The sequence below is a fragment of the Streptomyces cahuitamycinicus genome (assembly GCF_002891435.1).
Taxonomy (GTDB): domain Bacteria; phylum Actinomycetota; class Actinomycetes; order Streptomycetales; family Streptomycetaceae; genus Streptomyces; species Streptomyces cahuitamycinicus.
On the sequence record NZ_POUC01000698.1, the window covers coordinates 1 to 2,689 of the forward strand.

Annotated in this window: 4 protein-coding genes; 2 read left to right on the plus strand and 2 right to left on the minus strand. The window is 68.0% G+C overall.

Annotation, left to right across the window (positions count from 1 at the left end):
- Window positions 1–373: 373 nt before the first annotated feature.
- Both C1J00_RS41770 and C1J00_RS41775 read right to left on the minus strand, forming a co-directional pair.
- On the minus strand, window positions 374–583 hold the full coding sequence (locus C1J00_RS41770; protein WP_102914026.1) for a DUF397 domain-containing protein: 210 nt from the start codon (window positions 581–583) through the stop codon (window positions 374–376).
- The gene (locus C1J00_RS41775) at window positions 580–1,455 is read right to left on the minus strand and encodes a helix-turn-helix domain-containing protein (protein ID WP_102914027.1); all 876 of its coding nucleotides are present in this window, start codon (window positions 1,453–1,455) and stop codon (window positions 580–582) included. The genes C1J00_RS41770 and C1J00_RS41775 overlap by 4 nt, the downstream gene beginning before the upstream one ends.
- A gap of 157 nt (window positions 1,456–1,612) precedes the next feature.
- Between C1J00_RS41775 and C1J00_RS41780 the strand changes: the two genes are divergently transcribed.
- Window positions 1,613–2,092, plus strand: coding sequence for an ATP-binding protein (locus C1J00_RS41780; RefSeq protein WP_180989892.1), 480 nt, complete (start codon window positions 1,613–1,615; stop codon window positions 2,090–2,092).
- Window positions 2,093–2,330: 238 nt separating this feature from the next.
- A partial coding sequence (locus C1J00_RS41785; protein ID WP_146046378.1) for a helix-turn-helix domain-containing protein occupies window positions 2,331–2,689 on the plus strand: 359 nt, incomplete at its 3' end.

The following is a 2,689-nucleotide window of genomic DNA, read 5'->3' on the forward strand; positions in this document are numbered from 1 at the left end:
AGCGTGCCCTCCCCCGCCATGCCCTTGACCAGACGCAACGCGTCGGACACGTCGTCGGCGAAGTCGTGCAGATGCTTCGCGAGTGTGCGCACCCGCTGCGGATCACCAGGCGTCGGATCCTTGTCCAAGTCCAGGACATGCCAGTCCGCAGGCCTGTGCCCCGCCATACCGCAACCCCCGTCACGCGCACATCCACAGCAACAACCGTATGCACACGTGAACTTACAGCGCACGGCCGTTCGACGGAAAGATCAGCAGGAGATTCAGCCGGAGGGTCGGCAGGGCACCCACATTTTCCCAAGCGCTGGCACATGCGACGCCGGCACGCCCCGCACCCGGTTATCGCCAGGCGCGGGGCACGAACGCGAAGCGGTCAGTTCGTCGTGGCGTGCTTGATGAAGTGCACCCAAGCGTCGGGCCCGAGGGCCAGTTCGGGTCCTGCTATGTCCTTCGAGTCACGGACATGGATCGAGCCAGGGGCTACGGCGATCTCCAGACAGGACTCGCCGTCGGTACCGCCGCTGTAGCTGCTCTTGAACCAAGCCAGTTCGGAAGCGTCCCCGGCGGAGCCCTTGCGCATCATGTCTCTCCCAGCAGTTTCTCGATGAAGGCCAGCGAATCACGCGGCGGGAAGGCCTGCGCCCGGATGGTGCCATACCGCAACTCCAGGATGCGGAGCTGTTTCGGATCGGTGATCGGCCGCCCGTTGAAGGCACCGTCGGAGCGCCCCACCGCCGTGCCGTCAGGGAACTTCAGCAGCTCGATCCTGCCGTCCAGCCCTGGGTGGGCCTCAGTATTCGTAGGCATCACCTGAAGCGTGACGTTGTTCAACCGCCCCACCTCCAGCAGACGTTCGAGCTGGGCCCGCCACCCCATTGTGCCCCCAACCTCTCGACGCAGCGGCGCCTCTTCCACGACGAAGTGGATGGACGGGGCGGGATCACGTTCGAAGACCGCCTGCCGGGCCAGACGAGCGGCCACCATGCGTTCCACGTCGTCCGGGGAGTAAGGCGGCTGCGCTGCCTGAATCAAGGTCCGTGCGTGCTCTGGCGTCTGCAAGAGCCCGGGGATGATGCAGCACTCATACACGCCGATCTCAACCGCCCGCGCCTCCATCTGCGCCAGGTCCCGTACCTTCTTCGGGTACCGGACCTTCTTCACGTCCTCCTTCATCGCCGAGATGAGCCCACCGGCGTTCAGCACCTCGTCGGCCTTGTCCAGGTACTCGAGGCGGGGGATCCGTTTCCCGCCCTCGATCTTGTAGACGAGATCCTCGCCGTACCCGACGGCCGTCCCGAACTCGCCGGCGCGCATCCCCACCGCCTCACGCCGCAGCTTCAGCTGCCGCCCGACCGTGGCGATGACCGCCAGGCCCCACTCGTCGTCGGGATCCACCTCCCAACCCGGCTCGTCCGCCTCGCTCTTGAGCCGCACCGCTTCCCCGTCGACCGTCATCGCACCGCCCCTTTGTCGTACCGCCGCACTTCGACGCTCCGTCGCCGTACGGCCCTTCCCGACAGGCCCGGACACGACCGGACAAGCAGCCGACAGTCACCGTACGTATCGACTTCGTCACTGTTCACGGTAAGCGCGGACCGCCACGCTGAGTGACGTGAATCAGGAAATCGCCGATCCCGGAACCGAACTGCACCACCGCATCCGCAACTTCAGCGTGCCGCTGTCCTCCACACCACGGGGAGCACGCCTCGCCCGCCTGCTGGCGACCGAGCAACTCCGCACCTGGGGACTCCCGCCGGACCCTGCGGAGCACCTCGTGGCCGAACTGGCGGCCAACGCCGTCACACACGGCCGCGTCCCCGGGCGGGACTTCCGGCTCACGCTGTACGTCGTGGGCGACACCCTCCGCATCGAGGTCACCGACACCAGGGGCGACCGACTGCCGCACCACGAACCCGCCGCCCCCCACGGTGAGTCAGGCCGTGGCCTCGTCCTCGTGGAGGCTCTCGCGGACCGCTGGGGAGTGGCCCACGGACCCGCCCCACGCAAGACCGTCTGGGCGGAAGTGAAGACCGGCGCCACCGGATCGCGGACCATCCCGACCCGGTGGCCCACGCCCCGACCCGACGCGTGATCAAAGCTTTTCCGCAACCGGGGTGGTGAGAACCGACCAAACCCAACCCCACCCACCTCCCCACAGCACCCCAGGCCAGCCCGTCACCCGGAAGAGTGGCGCTGCCCAACTGGGCTGGCATTCGGCCCGGTTCCCGGGCATATGCTCGCCACGACCACAACAGCAGACATGCGACGGCCCCCGGCCGGGACTGGCATCCCGATCGAGGGCCTGACCACCGAGGAAGGGCCCCTTCCCGATGGATACCCAGCACCCTAGCGCGCCCGTGTGCGCCCAGCCGCTGAATCCGCGCGGCATCACCCACATCAACACCAAGCACACGAGCCGCTTCACGGTCGTCGGCAACCACCTCACCCAGCACCGCCGGCTCTCCCTCACGGCGATCGGCCTGGCCTGCCACATCCAGTCACTGCCCTCAGGCGCCCGCGTCGACATCAAGACGCTCGCCGCCCGCTTCCCCGAGGGCGAGACCCGTATCGCCGCCGCCCTGCGCGAACTGGAGACCCACGGCTACCTCGCCCGCACCCGCGAACGCCTCCCCAGCGGGCGGATCGTCACGCACACGGCCTCGTACAACCAGCCCGGGTCCACCGAGAC

Coding starts and splice junctions, on each gene's coding strand:
- C1J00_RS41775 (WP_102914027.1), bottom strand. CDS start 1,455: ATGACGGTCGACGGGGAAGCGGTGCGGCTCAAGAGCGAGGCGGACGAG.
- C1J00_RS41770 (WP_102914026.1), bottom strand. CDS start 583: ATGATGCGCAAGGGCTCCGCCGGGGACGCTTCCGAACTGGCTTGGTTC.